Origin of the sequence: Pseudomonas sp. 11/12A (assembly GCF_000800055.1) — a bacterium.
Classification (GTDB): Bacteria; Pseudomonadota; Gammaproteobacteria; order Pseudomonadales; family Pseudomonadaceae; genus Aquipseudomonas; species Aquipseudomonas mohnii.
In genome coordinates, this window is sequence record NZ_JUGV01000001.1 from 4,920,073 (window position 1) to 4,936,254 (window position 16,182).

Genomic DNA, 16,182 nt, shown 5'->3' on the forward strand with positions numbered 1-16,182 from the left:
CGGGGTGTACACAAATCTGCGAACGACATAAAACCCTGTGGGAGCTGGCTTGCCAGCGATAGCAATCTAAAGAACGACGGTGCGATTGGCGTTCAAAAACACCCGTCGCTCAATGTGATAACCCACGGCCCGCGCCAGGGTCAGGCCTTCGATATCCCGTCCCTTGGCGATCAAGTCTTCGGGGTAATGACTGTGATCCACCACCTCGACGCCCTGGGCGATGATCGGCCCTTCGTCGAGGTCGTTGTTGATGTAGTGCGCCGTGGCGCCAACCAGTTTCACGCCCTTGTTGTAGGCCTGGTGGTACGGCTTGGCGCCCTTGAAACCCGGCAGCAGCGAGTGATGAATGTTGATCGCCTTGCCGTCGAGTTTGCGGCACAGCTCCGGTGACAGTACTTGCATGTAGCGGGCAAGGATCACCAGTTCGGCGCCGGATTCTTCGATCACCTGCCAGACCTGACGCTCCTGGGACGGCTTGTCGTTCGGGTCCAGCGGGAAGTGGTAGTACGGAATCTGGTGCCAGTCCGCCAACGGTTTGAGGTCCGGGTGGTTCGAGACCACGGCAACCACGTCCATCGACAACTGGCCGATGCGCTGGCGGTAGAGCAAGTCGTTGAGGCAGTGATCGGCCTTGGACACCATGATCACCACTTTCGGCCGGTAGTGCGGCGGGGTCAGCTCGAAGGCCATGCCGAAGGCTTCACCGCGCGCCTGCAAACCCGCGCGAAACGACTGTTCGTCGAAACCGTCGGGCTGACGGAATTCCACGCGAATGAAGAAACGGCCCGAAAGCCGGTCATCGAAGGAATGGTGTTCGGTGACATAGCAGCCCTGCTCGAACAGAAAGCGCGTCACCGCGTCCACCGTGCCGAGGACGCTGGGGCAGTCGGCGGTCAGAATCCATGTGTCTGGGGCGCGGCTCATAGTGCGGTGACTCCTGAGAAATCGGCAAACAAATCACCCTACCTGTAGGAGCGAGCCTGCTCGCGATGGACGTCAACGATGACGCGTATTTCCTGATTTATCGCGTCGCTCTCAAGTCCATCGCGAGCAGGCTCGCTCCTACAGGGTCAGGTGCTGATCAGGCCTGGACGCTGAGGCCGTATTCGGCAGACGCATCCTGCAACCACAACCACCAGTAATCCGAGAAGCTGCGACGAATCAGCAGTTCCCAGGTGTCTTCAGCGGTGTGACGGATCACCAGTTGCGACTTGGCGAACACCGTGCCAACCGCCTTGCCCACCGGGAAGTTGTTGGGGTGCACGTCGTAGCTGGTGGATTTCATCAGCACCTGGCGCACGTTCGGGCCGCTCAGTTCGAGGATCTGCTGCCCGCCGCTGACGTTGACGATCTGGATGTGCAGGTCGCCCAGTGCTTCACGCAGTTTTTTCTCGGCGGCGAATTCTTCACCGGTCGGCACGATCAGCAGCCATTCATCCGGCCCCATCCATTGCAGGCTGGTTTCACCTTTGACGATGACGGTCAGCGCGGCCGGCAATTCGATGCCCAGGGCCTTGTGCACGCCGGCGGCGAACGCTGCGTCATGGCCATCGCCACGGATGGTCAGGTGGCCCAGAAGTTTTTTCTCGCGCACGGTCACACCGGCGTTCTTGCGACCCTTGCCCACCAGGCTGGCGAGGTCGGCGTGATGCAGCGACGACTCGGCCTTGGCCCCGGAGGTTGGGCGTTGTTGGTAAACATTGGCTGCGGTCATAAAGCACCTTTCCTGAATTCTGTTGGTTCTTGTGGTGGCTGCACTGCCGTCATCGCCAGCAGGGCTAGTTCCCACATTCGGCCGCGTTCCCCTGTGGGAGCTAGCCTGCTCGCGATAGCGGCGGCACACTCACCACAAGGCCCGAGGCCGTTAAACGTTCTGGCGCTCGCCTTTCGGATCGAAGAACACCGAAGAAACGATTTCCGCTTCGATCACGCTACCGTCCGCCAGTGGCGCGAACACACGCTCACCCATGCGGTTCAGGCCGCCCTTGACCACGCCCATGGCAAACGAATAGCCCAGGGAGTTGTGCGCGTAGCTGGAGGTCACGTGACCGACCATGGTCATCGGGATCGCCTGCTTGGTGTTGAACACCAGTTGCGCGCCTTCCGGCAGCCATTTGGTCGGATCGATCGGTTTGAGGCCGACCAGTTGCTTGCGTTGATCACGCACGCAGTCTTCGCGGTTCATGCCACGCCAGCCGATCCACGAGAACGGTTTGGTGCGACCCACGCACCAGCCCATGTTCAGGTCGTCCGGAGTCATCGAGCCGTCAGTGTCCTGACCGACGATGATGAAGCCCTTCTCGGCCCGCAGCACGTGCATGGTTTCAGTGCCGTACGGGGTCAGGTTGTACTTCTTGCCGGCATCGACAATCTTTTCCAGCACACCCATCGCATAGTCGGCCTGCACGTTGACTTCGTACGACAGCTCACCGGTAAACGAAATCCGGAACACCCGCGCTGGCACGCCGCCGACCAGACCTTCTTTCCAGGTCATGAACGGGAAGGCTTCGTTGCTCAGGTCGATGTCGGTGACTTCGCTGAGCAGCTTGCGGCTGTTCGGCCCGGACAGGGTCATGGTCGCCCAGTGGTCGGTCACGGACGTGAAGTACACCTTCAGGTCTGGCCATTCGGTCTGTTGGTAGATCTCCAGCCACTGCAGCACGCGAGCGGCGCCGCCCGTGGTGGTGGTCATGACGAAATGGTTGTCGGCCAGGCAGGCAGTCACGCCGTCGTCGAACACCATGCCGTCTTCTTTGCACATCAGGCCATAGCGCGCCTTGCCCACATCGAGCTTGGTCCAGGCGTTGGTGTAGATGCGGTTGAGGAACTCACGCGCGTCCGGGCCCTGGATGTCGATCTTGCCGAGGGTCGAAGCGTCCAGCAGGCCGACGCTGTCGCGCACGGCTTTGCATTCACGCTTGACCGCGGCGTGCATGTCTTCACCGGATTTCGGGAAGTACCAAGGACGCTTCCACTGACCAACGTCTTCGAACTCGGCGCCATTTTTCAGGTGCCAGTGATGCAGTGCGGTGAAACGTACCGGCTCGAAGATGTGCCCACAGTGACGACCGGCCACGGCGCCGAAGGTCACCGGCGTGTAGTTCGGGCGGAACATGGTGGTGCCCATCTGCGGGATGGTCACGTTCAGCGAACGGGCGGCAATCGCCAGGCCGTTGACGTTACCGAGTTTGCCCTGATCGGTGCCGAAGCCCAGCGCGGTGTAGCGCTTGACGTGCTCGACCGACTCGAAGCCTTCGCGGGTCGCCAGTTCGATGGCGGCCGCAGTGACGTCGTTTTGCAGGTCGACGAATTGCTTCGGCGCCCGTGCGGTGTTCTTTTCATGGGGCACCTGGAACAGCGCCAGGGTCGGCTCTTCCAGACGTGTCAGGGCTTTGGGCAGCGTCGCTTCGACCGGACCGAAACCGGCTTCGCTGGCCGCGCGCACGCCGCCTTCAAAACCATCGGCCAGGGAATCACCCAGGCAATAGACGCCGTTGATACCACCGACGCACACGCGTTTCTGCGGTGCTTCACCCGGCACGAAACCGAGGATGTCTTCACGCCAGATCGGCTTGCCGCCCAGGTGCGAAGCCAGGTGAACCACCGGGCTGTAGCCGCCGGAACTGGCGACCAGGTCGCACTCGAGCCATTCGCCAGGGCTGGTGACCTTGTGTCCTTTGACATCGATCGCGGCCACGCGGGCAGCGGTCACGTGCTTGCTGCCACGGGCCTCGATCACGGCGCTGCCGGTGAGGATGCGTATGCCTTTGGCGCGTGCTTCTTCCACCAGCGCCCCACGCGGGTTGCTGCGGGCATCGGCGACGGCCACGACTTGCAGGCCGGCGTCGAGCCAATCCAGGGCCACGCGGTAGGCGTGGTCGTTGTTGGTCGACAGCACCAGTTTTTTGCCCGGCGCCACGCCGTAACGGCGCACATAAGTCGAGACAGCACCGGCCAACATGTTGCCCGGCACGTCGTTGTTGCCGTAAACCAGCGGACGCTCGTGAGCGCCGGTGGCCAGCACGACACGCTTGGCGCGAATGCGGTGGATGCGCTGACGCACCTGGCCAATCGGGGCGCGGTCGCCGAGGTGATCGGTGAGGCGCTCGTGAATGGTCAGGAAGTTGTGGTCGTGGTAGCCGTTGACCGTGGCGCGTGGCAACAGCAGCACGTCCGGGGTGTCCTTCAGCTCGGCGATGACGCTGGCGACCCATTCCACGGCAGGCTTGCCGTCGAGGCTTTCGCGGGAGTCGAGCAGGCTGCCGCCGAACTCTTCCTGCTCGTCGGCGAGGATTACCCGGGCGCCACTGCGTGCAGCCGCCAGTGCAGCGGCCAGACCCGCAGGGCCGGCGCCGACGATCAGCACGTCGCAGTGCTGGTTCATATAGTCGTAGGTGTCCGGATCGTTCTCGGTCGGCGAGCGGCCAAGACCGGCGGCCTTACGAATGTACTTCTCGTAAGTCATCCAGAACGATTGCGGGTACATGAAGGTTTTGTAGTAGAAACCCGGTGGCATCAGCTTGCCGCCGACCTTGCCGAGAATCCCCATCATGTCGTTGTTCACGCTTGGCCAGCCGTTGGTGCTGGTGGCGACCAGGCCCTGATACAGCGCTTGTTGGGTGGCGCGTACGTTCGGGATCTGCGTGGCTTCGGTGGCGCCGATCTGCAGCACCGCGTTCGGCTCTTCGGCACCGGCGGCGAAGATGCCGCGCGGACGAGAATATTTGAAGCTGCGACCGATGATGTCGACGCCGTTGGCCAGCAGTGCAGCGGCCAGGGAGTCGCCTTCGTAGCCTTTGTAGCTCTGGCCGTTGAAGGTGAACGTCAGGACTTTGTTGCGGTCGATCCGTCCGCCGCTGGACAGGCGATTGGTCTGGCTCATACCTTCTCTCCCAGAGCCGTGCTGGCCGCTTTCGGGCTATCGGTCTTGTCGGTGAATTGTGGCTTGGTGCCGATCTTGTAGGTTTCGAGAATCTCGTAGGTCACGGTGTCGCGGGTGGCGTTGAAGTACTGACGGCAACCGGCGGCGTGAATCCACAGTTCATGGTGCAGGCCGCGAGGGTTATCGCGGAAGAACATGTAGTCGCCCCACTCCTCGTCGGTGCAGCTGTTCGGATCCAGTGGACGCGGGATGTGCGCCTGGCCGGATGCGTGGAATTCCTCTTCGGAGCGCAGTTCGCCGCAGTGAGGACAGAAGATATGCAACATGGGGATTTCTCCTGTTAGTGGGCAACCGCAGCAGCGCCGTGTTCATCGATCAACGCACCGTTGTGGAAACGGTCGATGGAGAAAGGTGCGGCCAACGGGTGCATTTCACCCTTGGCCAGACTCGCGGCAAACACGTTGCCCGAGCCAGGTGTTGCCTTGAAGCCACCGGTGCCCCAACCGCAGTTGAAGAACATGTTCGGGACCGGGGTTTTCGAGATGATCGGGCAGGCATCCGGCGTGGTGTCGACGATGCCGCCCCACTGACGGTTCATGCGTACGCGCGACAGCACCGGGAACATTTCGACGATGGCCTGGATGGTGTGCTCGATCACCGGGTACGAACCACGCTGGCCGTAGCCGTTGTAGCCGTCGATACCGGCGCCGATCACCAGGTCGCCCTTGTCGGACTGACTGATGTAACCGTGTACGGCGTTGGACATGATCACGCTGTCGATAATCGGCTTGATCGGCTCGGACACCAGCGCTTGCAACGGGTGGGATTCGATCGGCAGGCGGAAACCGGCGAGCTTGGCCATGTGCCCGGAGTTACCGGCGGTGACCACGCCGACGCGTTTGGCGCCGATGAAGCCCTTGTTGGTTTCGACACCGATGCACACGCCGTTTTCCTTGCGGAAACCGATCACTTCGGTCTGCTGGATCAGGTCCACGCCCAGTGCGTCGGCGGCACGGGCAAAGCCCCAGGCCACGGCATCATGACGGGCCACGCCGCCGCGACGCTGGACGGTAGCGCCCATCACCGGGTAGCGGGTGTTCTTCGAGCAGTCGAGGTACGGAATCTCGTCGGCCACTTGCTTGGCATCGAGCAGTTCGCCGTCAACGCCGTTGAGGCGGTTGGCGCTGACCCGACGCTCGGAATCACGGATGTCCTGCAGGGTGTGGCACAGGTTGTAGACGCCGCGCTGGGAGAACATCACGTTGTAGTTCAGGTCCTGGGACAGGCCTTCCCACAGTTTCATCGCGTGTTCGTACAGGTGCGCCGACTCGTCCCACAGGTAGTTGGAGCGAACGATGGTGGTGTTGCGCGCGGTGTTACCGCCGCCCAGCCAGCCTTTTTCGACCACGGCCACGTTGGTGATGCCGTGCTCCTTGGCCAGGTAGTAGGCGGTCGCCAGACCGTGCCCGCCACCGCCGACGATGACCACGTCGTAGACCTTTTTAGGGGTCGGCGTACGCCACATCCGCTGCCAGTTTTCGTGGTGGCTGAGAGAGTGTTTGAAGAGGCCGAAGCCCGAGTAGCGTTGCATAGTCATTTACTCCAAAACCGCACTCAGCGATAAACCGGGAAGTCCGCGCACAGGGCTGCCACATGCTTGGCGACGTTGGCCTCGACATCGGCATCGCCGAGGTTGTCGAGGATGTCGCAGATCCAGCCGGCCAGTTCGGTGCATTGAGCGACCTTGAAGCCACGGGTCGTTACCGCCGGGGTGCCGATGCGCAGGCCGGAGGTCACGAACGGCGACTGCGGGTCGTTCGGGACAGCGTTCTTGTTCACGGTGATGTGGGCGCGACCGAGTGCTGCATCCGCGTCCTTGCCGGTGAGGCCCTGACGGATCAGGCTGACCAGGAACAGGTGGTTATCGGTGCCGCCGGACACTACATCGTAGCCGCGTTTGATAAATACGCCGGCCATGGCCTGGGCGTTGTCGATGACTTGTTGCTGGTAAGCCTTGAAGCCTGGCTCCAGTGCTTCCTTGAAGCACACCGCCTTACCGGCGATCACGTGCATCAGCGGGCCGCCCTGGGCGCCGGGGAATACGGCGGAGTTGAGCTTCTTCTCGATCTCTTCGTTGGCCTTGGCCAGGATCAGGCCGCCACGTGGACCGCGCAGGGTCTTGTGGGTGGTGGTGGTGACCACATCAGCGTACGGCAGCGGGTTCGGGTACAGACCGGCGGCGACCAGACCGGCCACGTGCGCCATGTCGACGAACAGGAGCGCACCGACCTTGTCGGCGATCTGACGGAAACGCGGGAAGTCCAGGGTCTTGGAGTAGGCAGAGAAGCCGGCGACGATCATCTTCGGCTTGCACTCGACGGCCAGACGCTCCACTTCGTCGTAATCGATCAGCCCGGTCTTGGTGTCGATGCCGTACTGCACGGCGTTGTACAGCTTGCCCGAGGACGACACTTTGGCGCCGTGGGTCAGGTGACCACCGTGGGCCAGGCTCATGCCGAGAATGGTATCGCCTGGCTGAATCAGGGCCAGGTAAACGGCGCTGTTGGCCGAAGAGCCGGAATGCGGCTGGACGTTGGCATAGTCCGCGCCGAACAGTTGCTTGGCGCGCTCGATGGCCAGGGCTTCAACCTTGTCCACGTGCTCGCAGCCACCGTAGTAGCGCTTGCCCGGATAACCCTCGGCGTATTTGTTGGTCAGGCCGCTGCCCTGGGCTTGCATGACGCGTTTGCTGGTGTAGTTCTCTGACGCGATCAGCTCGATGTGATCTTCCTGGCGTTGCTCCTCGGCATTCATCGCCGCCAGCAGTGCATCGTCGTAACCCTGGATCTGGTCTTGCTTGCTGAACATCGCGTCTCTCCCAGCGGCATCTATGCGCCATTCGTCTCGGTAAGGCACCGGTGTTTCGGCAGTGCCCTTTGATAGCGATGGTATGACCGGCGCAGACAGGCCAAATGCCTACGGACGCCACGTAAAGGTGCGTTTACGACATCGCGGGAAATGACTGGTCGGGCACTCTTCTCAAATCCGTGAGAAACCCTGTGGGAGCTGGCTTGCCAGCGATGATGGCGTCACATCCAGCATTGATGGCGACTGGTTCACCGCTATCGCTGGCAAGCCAGCTCCCACAGGGTTATACGGCGATCTGGCGGACGAGTAGCAGCACAAGGAAATGCACCGGATACAGCGCATAAGCCCAACGCCGCATGGGGGGTGGTTTTACGCCCTTGGCATGTCGCAACAAGAACAGTCCCAGCCAGGGCGCAATCAGGCATGTGGCGATGGCCGGAATGGCCGCCGGGTTGCCCAGCCGCGCGGCGTGGTACAGCACTTGCCATTGATTGGCCGCCAGACAAACTAACCCCGGTAACAACGCGAAATACCAGGGACGACGGATCACCAGCAACAGCGCCAGCGGCAACAGCACGCCAAAGAAACCGAACATCAGTCGCGACCAGAAAACCGCCGCCAGCACCAGGGCGACGAGCGCCAACAGTCGCGCCTGACGCCCCTGCGCTTGCCAGCCCCGTGCCACCAGCAGGCCCAAGGCCAGGGTCGGCAAGACGTTCAAGGTGTCGGGATCCGGAATGTACATCCGGTAAGGCACTTCGCTCACCGCACTGAACAGCAACAACCAGCCCAGATAGCGCCATTGCCCCTCTGACTTCACGGCGGGCGCGCGCGCCAGGTTGGCCGCCATCGCCAGACAAAACCACGGAAACGCCAGACGCCCCGGTACATACAGCAGATCGACCGAATAACCGACATAGCGCAGGTGATCGAGCACCATGCTCAAAAGCGCCAGCCACTTGAGCAGATCCAGTGCACCGTCGCGCGGCTTTAAGTGCTGCTGTGTCAAGTGCATCGCCGCGTGCATAATTGGCCGGCATCCTTGTATTTTTCTGACAGTGACATCCCGTGTGCTCCCCGGACGATCTTCGGTAAAGTGCGCACCCTCATTGACCACGAGACACTTCACCATAGGCGTCTCGACCACGGAAGCAGGCCATGACCGACAAGAGCCAACAATTCGCCAGCGACAACTACTCCGGCATTTGCCCTGAAGCCTGGGCTGCCATGGAGCAGGCCAACCATGGCCACCAGCGCGCATACGGCGACGACGAATGGACCGCCCGCGCGTCCGACGATTTCCGTAAATTGTTCGAAACCGACTGCGAAGTGTTCTTCGCCTTCAACGGCACTGCGGCCAACTCCCTGGCCTTGTCGTCGCTGTGCCAGAGTTACCACAGCGTGATCTGCTCGGAAACCGCCCACGTCGAAACCGACGAATGCGGCGCGCCGGAATTCTTTTCCAACGGCTCCAAACTGCTGATCGCCCGCACCGAAAACGGCAAGCTGACCCCGGAATCGATCCGCGAAGTCGCCCTCAAGCGCCAGGACATCCACTACCCGAAACCCCGCGTCGTGACCCTCACCCAGGCCACCGAAGTCGGCAGCGTCTACACCCCGGACGAAATCCGCGCCATCAGCGCCACCTGCAAGGAGCTGGGCCTGAACCTGCACATGGACGGCGCGCGGTTCTCCAATGCCTGCGCATTCCTCGGCTGCTCGCCAGCGGACCTGACCTGGAAGGCCGGCGTCGACGTGCTGTGCTTCGGCGGCACGAAAAACGGCATGGCCGTGGGCGAAGCGATTCTGTTCTTCAATCACAAGCTGGCCGAAGACTTCGACTACCGCTGCAAACAGGCCGGGCAACTGGCGTCGAAGATGCGTTTCCTTTCCGCACCCTGGGTCGGCATCCTGGAAAACGACGCCTGGCTCAAATACGCCAACCACGCCAACCGCTGCGCGCAATTGCTGGCCGAGCTGGTCAGCGACATTCCAGGCGTGGAACTGATGTTCCCGGTGCAGGCCAACGGCGTGTTCCTGCAACTCTCGGAACCGGCCATCGCCGCGTTGACCGCCAAGGGCTGGCGCTTCTACACCTTCATCGGCAACGGCGGCGCACGCTTCATGTGCTCGTGGGACACCGAAGAAGAACGCGTGCGGGAATTGGCCAGGGACATCCGTGAAGTGATGTCGCACTAAAAACCTTGGTTTGCACTGCCCCCTGTGGGAGCGAGCTCGCTCGCGATGAGGCCAGCCCATCCAACAAGGATGTCAGCTGACCCACCGCCATCTTGAGCAAACTCGCGCCCACAAAAACCGCACCTGATCGCCCCCCTCATTCGCACCTGAAGACTTCGTCTACATTGTTTGTCGAGCCCATCCGCTCTCATAACAATAATCAGGAGCGTACGCATGTCCCTTCAAGGCAAAACCCTGTTCATTACCGGTGCCAGTCGCGGGATTGGTCGGGAGATCGCACTTCGGGCCGCACGCGATGGCGCAAACATTGTGATTGCCGCCAAAAGCGCCGAACCGCACCCCAAGCTGCCCGGCACCATCTACAGCGTGGCCGAGGAAGTCGAAGCCGCGGGTGGCAAGGCGCTGGCCTTGCAAGTGGATGTGCGCGATGAAGTCGCCGTGCATCAAGCCCTGGCCCAGGCCAACCAACATTTTGGCGGCATCGATGCATTGGTCAACAACGCCGGGGCGATCAAGTTGACCGGGGTGCAGCACATCGAACTCAAGCGCTTCGACCTCATGCATCAGATCAACACCCGCGCCGTGATGCTGTGCAGCCAGGCCGCCCTGCCCTACCTGAAGAAATCCGCCGGGCACATCCTCAACCTGTCGCCACCCCTGAACCTGGCGACCCAATGGTTCGCCCAATACAGCCCGTATACCGTGACCAAGTACGGCATGAGCATGCTGACGCTGGGCATGAGCGAGGAATTCAAGAACTACGGCATCAGCGTCAACTCGCTGTGGCCGCAGACGATGATCGCCACCGCCGCCATCGAGTTTCAGCTGGGCTCACGGGAGTCGTTCAAGCACGCCAGGACGCCGGCGATCATGGCCGATGCCGCCCACGTGATTCTGAGCAGCGCGAATCGCAGCCTGACCGGGCGGTTGCTGATTGATGAGGAGATACTGCGGGAGAACGGCGTGACCGAGTTCGAACACTATCGGTTCGCACCCGACAGCAACGACAAGCTGATGCCGGACCTCTTTATCGACTGAAAACCTGTAGGAGCGAGCCTGCTCGCGATGAACCTGAGAATGCCGCGGGGTGTCAGGTCGCCAGCGTTATCGTTGACGTCCATCGCGAGCAGGCTCGCTCCTACAGGGATAACGGCTTAGAACTCGATCCGCACATCCCCCTTCGGCACGCTGCAGCACGACAAAATGAACCCCTCGGCTTCGTCTTCCTCGGTGATCCCGCCGTTGTGCTCCATCTCCACTTCACCGCCCAGCTTCAGCACTTTGCATGTCCCGCAGATGCCCATGCCGCAGGCTTTCGGGATCATCAGGCCGACTTTCGCGGCAGCAGCGTGAACGGTCTCGCCTGGTACCACGCGAATGCTTTTGCCGGAAGCCGTGAACTCGACCTGATGCAGGTCTGCCGCATCGACTTCTGGTGCCTCGGCCGCTTGTTCGGCGTGTTCCACGGCGTCAGCGCGCGCCTCTGGCGGTGTCGCTCCGAAGGACTCTTCGTGATAACGCGACATGTCGAAGCCAGCGGCTTCCAGCAAGCGTTTGACCGCGTTCATGTACGGTGTCGGGCCGCAGCAGAACACTTCGCGCTCGAGGAAGTCAGGCGCCATCAATTCAAGCATTCGGTGGTTCAGGTAACCGCGATAACCGGCCCAGGGCTCACCCATACCGTGCTTCTCGCAGATCAGGTGCAGGCTGAAGTTGTCGATCCGCGACGCCATGTGTTCCAGCTCACGGTGGTAAATGATGTCTTTAGGCGAACGGGCGCTGTGGATAAACACCATGTCGACATTGCCGTTAGTGTCATAGAACCAGCGCGCCATGGACATGACCGGCGTGATACCCACGCCGCCGCTAAGGTAGAGTACCTTCGGCGCGGTGAAGTCCATGGCGTTGAACAGCCCGACCGGGCCGTGCACCGCCAGTTCCTGGCCTTCGTGCAGGGTGTCGTGCAGCCAGTTCGAGACCTTGCCGCCCGGCACGCGCTTGATGGTCACCGAAAAGCTGTAAGGCACCGAAGGCGAGCTGGAAATGGTGTACGAACGCATGATCGGCTGGCCTTCGATTTCCAGCTCCAGGGTGACAAATTGCCCCGGTTTGAAGAAGAACAGGATCGGCTGGTCGGCCATGAAGCAAAAGGTGCGCACATCCCAGGTTTCCTGGATGACTTTGACGCAACGGACGATGTGCCGACCATTGGCCCAGGTCTGGGTGGTTACCGGGTTCAGGAAGTTGTTGGACATGCTGATCTCCACGGCCGACTGTCGGCCTTCATGTTGGCGATTCTGCGTATAGCGCGAACCACCCATTTACCTATCTGCGACATTCACATGCTTATCGCGACCAGCCCCCAACTACCGGGGCTTGCGCGTCGGGAACAGATTGCACCATGTCGCCCATGGATAAGGTTCTGGCCAGCGCCGGCCCCACACTCGCCCCATACCAAGACACAACCTTTACACCTTGCGTAGCAACCCTGAGCAGCACACCTGATTAGCCACTTTCGCCGGCCACGCAGATGGCCTTGAGGATTAAACGATGGACGTCACTACTACCCTGAGCCTGGGCGATCCGCTGGAACCCGCACGCAAGGCCACTGCCCAGATGCTGCAAGAGCGTGAGCGCACGTTCTCGCTGCCGCAGCCGTTTTACTCTGACGATCGCCTGTTTGATATCGACATGCAGGAAATCTTTCAGAAAGAGTGGCTGATCGCCGGCATGACCTGCGAGATCCCCACCAAGGGCAACTACCTGACGCTGCAAGTCGGCAAGAATCCGATCATCGTGATCCGTGGCGCAGAAGGCGTCGTGCACGCGTTCCATAACGTCTGCCGTCACCGTGGCTCGCGCCTGTGCACCAGCGACAAGGGCAAGGTCGCCAAACTGGTTTGCCATTACCACCAGTGGACCTACGAACTCGACGGTCGCCTGCTGTTCGCCGGCACCGAGATGGGCGCCGATTTCGACATGAATCAGTACGGCCTCAAGCCGGTGAACGTGAAAACCGCGGGCGGCTACATCTTCATCAGCCTGTCGGATAACCCGCCGGCCATCGATGACTTCCTGTCGACGCTCAGCCATTACATGGAACCGTACGACATGGAAAACACCAAGGTGGCGGTGCAAACCACCTTGATGGAAAAAGCCAACTGGAAACTGGTGCTGGAAAACAACCGCGAGTGCTACCACTGCAATGCGTCGCACCCGGAACTGCTGAAAACCCTGCTGGAATGGGACGACGTCACCGACCCGCGCGCCGACCAGGCGTTCAAGGACCACGTCGCCGCCTCCGCCGCCGCTTGGGAAGCCGAGAAGATCCCTTACGCCCATGCCAGCTTCGGCCTGCGTAACCGCATCGTACGCATGCCGCTGCTCAAGGGCACCGTGTCGATGACCATGGACGGCAAGCAAGGCTGCGCCAAGCTCATGGGCCGCATCAAGAACCCGGACCTGGGCTCGATGCGCATCCTGCACCTGCCGCACTCGTGGAACCACTGCATGGGCGACCACATCATCGTGTTCACCGTGTGGCCGATCAGCGCCCAGGAAACCATGGTCACCACCAAGTGGATCGTGCACAAGGATGCCGTCGAAGGCGTGGACTACGACGTGGAGCGCATGCGCAAGGTCTGGGACGCCACCAACGACCAGGACCGTCGCCTGGCCGAAGAGAACCAGCGCGGCATCAACTCCACCGCTTATCAGCCTGGGCCGTACTCCAAGACTTATGAGTTTGGCGTGGTGAACTTCGTGGATTGGTACAGCGAGCGGATGCTGAACAATCTGGGGGCCGAGCCTGCGCCGTACCTCAAAGGCGTCCCTGTCCAAGGCTAACGCCATCGCCCACTGTAGGAGCGAGCCTGCTCGCGATGGACGCATGAGCATCGCGGGATAACTGATACCCCGCGTTATCGTTCACGACCATCGCGAGCAGGCTCGCTCCTACAGGGGCCTGTTCGCGACGTTTTACGCCGGCCATTACCCTCTTCCATATAGAACTGTACGAAATATGATCTATTTCGTTCGGCGCTATACGGTGCGCGCCTCTCAGCCTTTCGCGAACAAGTTATCCACATCTCCACCCACAGCAAATGGGGACAACTGTGGACAGGCGCATAACTTTCTCCACAGAAACCAAAGAAAATCCGTGACTTATCCGGAATCACGGTTTCCCGATGAGTCTGATCACTTTTTAACCAAACCTTTGAAAGCGACGTACTACATGGCCTGTAGCGGATGGCAAACACCTTATCCACAGAAGCGCCAACAGACTTTGGGGGCAACTTCCGAGCCTCTGTGGAAAACCGCTGAAAGCCGCGTATTTTCTGCATTTGCGAGCGGAGGAATGGATAAAATCGGCATTCTGATCAATTTTTGACCACATAGCTGAACGTCACGTTTTATAAGGCCTGTAGCGCTAAGCGAACATCTTATCCACAGAAGCGCCAACAGAGATCGGGGACAAGTATTGCTTCGCGCTCACACTTATCCTCAGAAAACTCTTGAGAAAACCATGGCTTAGGCTGATTGTTTTTTGATCTACGGGCTGAACGGCTTTATTTTCAGGGGCTGCAGCGAGGGGCGAACATGTTATCCACAGAAGCGCTAACAGAGTTTGTGGAGAACCAGGCAGGCTTTATCCACACAAGTGCCCTGATCATGTTCGGTGGTGTCTTCCGGGCGGGGTATTCTTTTCAGGTAATGACCACTTCGTGCCGCCCCTGGCAGCTCTCCCAGGGGCGGTGCGAAGTCGCGATGGCCCGCTAAGGCCGGTACATCAAATAGGCTTCGCCCGTGACCCGGATCATCGGATGCGGCGTGATCTGGCAGGTATCGACGATACGGAAGCCGTGGCGCTCGTAGAAGCGCCGGGCGCCGGTGTTGGCGGCGTAGTCGATCAGGCTCAGGCCGTTAAGCCCGAGACGATTGGCACGGTCGTAGGCGTAAGCGAGAAATTGCTTGCCCAGGCCCTGGTTTCGCCAGCCCTCGTGCAGCGCCAGGCTGGAAATGTAAAGGGTGTCGGGGATTTCCATCGTGGCATACGGCGCCAGCACCGGATCGGTCACTGGCGCCGCGAACGGGTCGTAACGCATCACGTAGCTGTGCAGCATGCCGATGACCTTCCCGCCGGCCTCGGCGATCAGGCAATTCTGGTAGGAAAAATCCACATCTTCACGGGCATAACGGATGGCTCCAACGTCCAGCAGATCCTGCCCGGGCTCTGCTATCTGGCTCCAGATGTAATCCGAAGCGCCTTCCGAGGAAATCTGGAACAGACGCGCAATCTCGCGCGCATCCGCGCGTACCGCCGAACGAAACTCAACCGACATTGATTAAAACTCCACAGATCATCGAGCGCCCGTTGTAAGTGGGCGCTCACGGCGCAGCAATGCGCCTCAGGGATGGGTGTTTTTCCGGGTATTGCGGCTAGAGGCTGGGTGGTGTCAGCGCACCACGCCCTCTTCGATCAGCAGCTTGAGAATCGCTTCGGCCCCCGCCTGCGCCGTGACGCCCTTGAGCACTTGCCCACCGCCGCCGCTGGCCTTGGCCGTTGCGGCTTTCATGCGGTCGGCACCGCTTTTGGCCTTGATGACTTTCAGGCGCTTGGGTCGTGGCTTGGCCGGTTGCAGGGTCGCCACCGCCAACAGTTCATCGTCGACGACTTCCACTTCATCGGCCTGCAACACCCCACGCCGGGCCGGGCCATAGGCGCTTTGCCGTGGCTTGGGCGCAGCGTTATCCACAGTGGCCAGGAACGGCAGGCGAACCTTCAGGCGACGGCGCTGGCCACGGGGCAATGCCTGCAGCACCAGCGCCGAGCTGCCATCGATGGACTCGACCTGCGCCAGCCCCACCACCAGCGGCCAGCCCAGGCTTTCAGCCAGCAGGAACGGCAACATGCCCGAGCCTTCGCCGGTTTCAGCCTGACTGCCAGTCAGCACCACCTGAGCGCCGGCATCGCGCAAATACGCGGTCAGCGCCGGTAGCGCGTCCGCGCCCTCGGGTTGTTCCAGGACATGCAATTGCTCCAGCCCCATGCCCAGATAAGCGCGCAACGCAGGCTCGGCGACATCGCCGGCATGCAGCACCTGCAAGTTATCCCCAGCCAACTGCAGGCCCAGTTCCACGGCACGCGCATCCTGTTCGGCGCGACGCGGGCGGCCGGACGTCGGGTGGGCGCCGATGGACACCAGGCTGATGATTTTCGTGCTCATAACCCT

General features: G+C 61.1%; 14 protein-coding genes. 4 read left to right on the forward strand and 10 right to left on the reverse strand.

What is annotated here, in order from left to right:
- Positions 1-66: 66 nt before the first annotated feature.
- The 7 genes from purU to GQ39_RS22715 form a co-directional block, all read right to left on the reverse strand.
- Positions 67-924 carry a formyltetrahydrofolate deformylase gene (gene purU, locus GQ39_RS22685; RefSeq protein ID WP_047534304.1) on the reverse strand — a complete coding sequence of 286 codons (858 nt, stop codon included), beginning with the start codon at positions 922-924 and terminating at the stop codon, positions 67-69.
- A 157-nt stretch (positions 925-1,081) separates the two neighbouring features.
- Entirely contained in the window at positions 1,082-1,714 is a 633-nt protein-coding gene (locus tag GQ39_RS22690; protein ID WP_047534306.1) for a sarcosine oxidase subunit gamma, read from the reverse strand.
- 150 nt (positions 1,715-1,864) lie between these two features.
- Entirely contained in the window at positions 1,865-4,882 is a 3,018-nt protein-coding gene (locus GQ39_RS22695) for a sarcosine oxidase subunit alpha (protein WP_047534308.1), read from the reverse strand.
- Positions 4,879-5,208: a sarcosine oxidase subunit delta gene (locus tag GQ39_RS22700; RefSeq protein ID WP_047534309.1), complete on the reverse strand. Its 330-nt coding sequence runs from the start codon at positions 5,206-5,208 to the stop codon at positions 4,879-4,881. The genes GQ39_RS22695 and GQ39_RS22700 overlap by 4 nt, the downstream gene beginning before the upstream one ends.
- Positions 5,209-5,222: 14 nt before the next feature.
- Positions 5,223-6,473 (reverse strand): sarcosine oxidase subunit beta, encoded by a 1,251-nt coding sequence (locus GQ39_RS22705; protein WP_007980419.1) that lies wholly within the window; start codon positions 6,471-6,473, stop codon positions 5,223-5,225.
- A 23-nt stretch (positions 6,474-6,496) separates the two neighbouring features.
- Positions 6,497-7,750 (reverse strand): serine hydroxymethyltransferase, encoded by a 1,254-nt coding sequence (gene glyA, locus GQ39_RS22710; RefSeq protein WP_047534312.1) that lies wholly within the window; start codon positions 7,748-7,750, stop codon positions 6,497-6,499.
- A gap of 283 nt (positions 7,751-8,033) precedes the next feature.
- Positions 8,034-8,777, reverse strand: coding sequence for a TraX family protein (locus GQ39_RS22715; protein ID WP_047534313.1), 744 nt, complete (start codon positions 8,775-8,777; stop codon positions 8,034-8,036).
- Positions 8,778-8,908: 131 nt separating this feature from the next.
- Here GQ39_RS22715 and GQ39_RS22720 point away from each other — a divergent pair, with 131 nt between their 5' ends.
- Positions 8,909-9,949 (forward strand): threonine aldolase family protein, encoded by a 1,041-nt coding sequence (locus GQ39_RS22720; protein WP_047534314.1) that lies wholly within the window; start codon positions 8,909-8,911, stop codon positions 9,947-9,949.
- Positions 9,950-10,162: 213 nt separating this feature from the next.
- The gene (locus tag GQ39_RS22730; protein WP_047534316.1) at positions 10,163-10,987 is read left to right on the forward strand and encodes an SDR family oxidoreductase; all 825 of its coding nucleotides are present in this window, start codon (positions 10,163-10,165) and stop codon (positions 10,985-10,987) included.
- 116 nt (positions 10,988-11,103) lie between these two features.
- Here GQ39_RS22730 and gbcB read toward each other — a convergent pair whose 3' ends face one another.
- Entirely contained in the window at positions 11,104-12,204 is a 1,101-nt protein-coding gene (gene gbcB, locus GQ39_RS22735) for a glycine-betaine demethylase subunit GbcB (protein ID WP_047539115.1), read from the reverse strand.
- Between the two features lie 295 nt (positions 12,205-12,499).
- Here gbcB and gbcA point away from each other — a divergent pair, with 295 nt between their 5' ends.
- Both gbcA and GQ39_RS32625 read left to right on the forward strand, forming a co-directional pair.
- Positions 12,500-13,795 (forward strand): glycine-betaine demethylase subunit GbcA, encoded by a 1,296-nt coding sequence (gene gbcA, locus GQ39_RS22740; RefSeq protein ID WP_047534317.1) that lies wholly within the window; start codon positions 12,500-12,502, stop codon positions 13,793-13,795.
- Between the two features lie 313 nt (positions 13,796-14,108).
- Positions 14,109-14,339: a hypothetical protein gene (locus GQ39_RS32625; protein WP_152614018.1), complete on the forward strand. Its 231-nt coding sequence runs from the start codon at positions 14,109-14,111 to the stop codon at positions 14,337-14,339.
- A 385-nt stretch (positions 14,340-14,724) separates the two neighbouring features.
- Here GQ39_RS32625 and GQ39_RS22750 read toward each other — a convergent pair whose 3' ends face one another.
- Together GQ39_RS22750 and etfB are read right to left on the reverse strand one after the other, a co-directional pair.
- Positions 14,725-15,291, reverse strand: a complete 567-nt coding sequence (locus GQ39_RS22750) for a GNAT family N-acetyltransferase (protein WP_047534319.1) — start codon at positions 15,289-15,291, stop codon at positions 14,725-14,727.
- Positions 15,292-15,405: 114 nt separating this feature from the next.
- The gene (gene etfB, locus GQ39_RS22755; RefSeq protein ID WP_047534320.1) at positions 15,406-16,176 is read right to left on the reverse strand and encodes an electron transfer flavoprotein subunit beta; all 771 of its coding nucleotides are present in this window, start codon (positions 16,174-16,176) and stop codon (positions 15,406-15,408) included.
- Positions 16,177-16,182: the final 6 nt, after the last annotated feature.